This window comes from Methylibium sp. T29-B (assembly GCF_000576225.1).
GTDB classification, from domain to species: domain Bacteria; phylum Pseudomonadota; class Gammaproteobacteria; order Burkholderiales; family Burkholderiaceae_C; genus Methylibium; species Methylibium petroleiphilum.
Window position 1 is genome coordinate 1 of the sequence record NZ_AZSN01000341.1, and the last position, 1,509, is coordinate 1,509.

The following is a 1,509-nucleotide window of genomic DNA, read 5'->3' on the forward strand; positions in this document are numbered from 1 at the left end:
GCACCAGCGCCCACGACACCGGCAGCGGCTCGCCGCCGCAACCGCAATCGAGCACCTGTCCGCGCCAGCGGTGGTAACCCATCGCGCCGGCATAGAGCAGCAGCAGCGCGGCCGCGAGCCCCGCGCCGAGCGGTCGCCACGGACCGGCCACCAGCAGCAGCGCCGTCGACAGCTCGAGCGGCGGCAGCAGCCGGGCCAGCGCGGGCACCGTGCTGGCCGGCACCCCATAGACCGAGAGCTGCTGCTCGAACAGCGCGAGGTCGGCCCACTTGGCCAGGGCCGCATGCGCGAACAGCGCGGCCAGCGCCGCGGCGGCGATCCACACCGGCAGCGGATCGAAGGACGGCAGCGGAAACGGCATGATGCAGCGGCCCGGGCTCAGTCGTGCGATTCGAGGTGGATCGCCGCCTCGCCGGCCCGGGCCACGCTGCTGATCGGTGTCAGCTTGCCGCGCTCGCCCCAGCGCCAGACGTGCAGGGCGCCCTTCTCGCCGTCCAGCGCCTGCAGCCGCTGGCCGCTGCGCGAGAAGGTCAGCGACACGCTGCCTTGTCCCGGTGCGCTGGCCACGCGCGTGCCGGCCGCCATGTCGAACATCCACAGCCTTCGCGCCGGGCGCTTGTGAGAGCCCTCGCTGCCCTTGTCGTGCATCGCCACCACCAGCCAGCGGCCGGACGGGTCGATGGCGAACGGCTGGTAGCCGCCGGGCCGCCAGCCGGCGCGCTGCCCGGCGGCACCGACCAGCGGCCTCGCGGACTTGACCACGGCCACCGCGCCACCAAGGTCCACCTCGGTCAGCACGCCCTTGAAGGACACGAACCAGTAGCGGTCGCCCAGCTGCTCGGCGTGGTGAAACCAGGGGTCGGCGTCGGCATCGAAGACGGCCTCGCCGATCTGGCGGTCGCTGACCTGACCGCTGTCGTCGAGCGTGACGGTGGCCAGCTTGCCGTCGCCGCACAGCATCGAGAAGCGGCTGCCATGGCTGGCCGCCGGCAGGATGCCCCAGCAGCCCGGTGTCGGCACCTCGGACACCACCTTGCGCTGCTGCAGGTCGACCACGGTGATCGACGTCGCCGGGGTGGCGTTCTGCACCAGCACGAAACGGCCGTTGCCGCTGGCCCGCACCAGGCCCCGGTAGTTCAGCGCCTGCGCCCGCTTGGCCGGCAGCGCGATCTCGTACTTGAACGCCAGGCTCTCGGTGTCGTGCACCTCCAGCACGTCCACGCGCTCCCCGCGCGAGCCGCGGCTCAGGTAGGTGGTGGCAACGTACAGCTCGTCGGCGTTCGCGCTGAGCGTGAAGTTGCGACGTAGCCGGTCGACACCATGCCCAGGAAGCGGCCGTGCCGCGCGTCGAACACCCGGATGCGGCCGTCGGAGATGTGGCTCACGGCGACATCGGCCACGTACACGCGCTCCGTCGCCGATGCGGCGATCGGCCCGGTCGACAGCGTCTCGACCGGCAGCTCGGCCGGCTGCGGGCGGGCCGGGGACACCGGCGCCGCGGCCGCCTGG

At 73.0% G+C, this 1,509-nt stretch carries 2 protein-coding genes and 1 pseudogene; all 3 read right to left on the reverse strand.

Annotated elements, in window-relative coordinates; all coding sequences use genetic code 11:
• Positions 1-361, reverse strand: a 361-nt coding sequence (locus tag Y694_RS21755; RefSeq protein ID WP_036236678.1) for a MauE/DoxX family redox-associated membrane protein, incomplete at its 3' end; no start/stop codon positions are given.
• A 17-nt stretch (positions 362-378) separates the two neighbouring features.
• A complete protein-coding gene (locus tag Y694_RS21760; RefSeq protein ID WP_310732295.1) occupies positions 379-1,269 on the reverse strand; it encodes an amine dehydrogenase large subunit in 891 nt (296 codons plus the stop codon).
• Positions 1,245-1,509, reverse strand: a pseudogene (locus Y694_RS26345) (hypothetical protein); the annotation flags it as partial. The gene Y694_RS21760 and the pseudogene Y694_RS26345, both read right to left, overlap by 25 nt.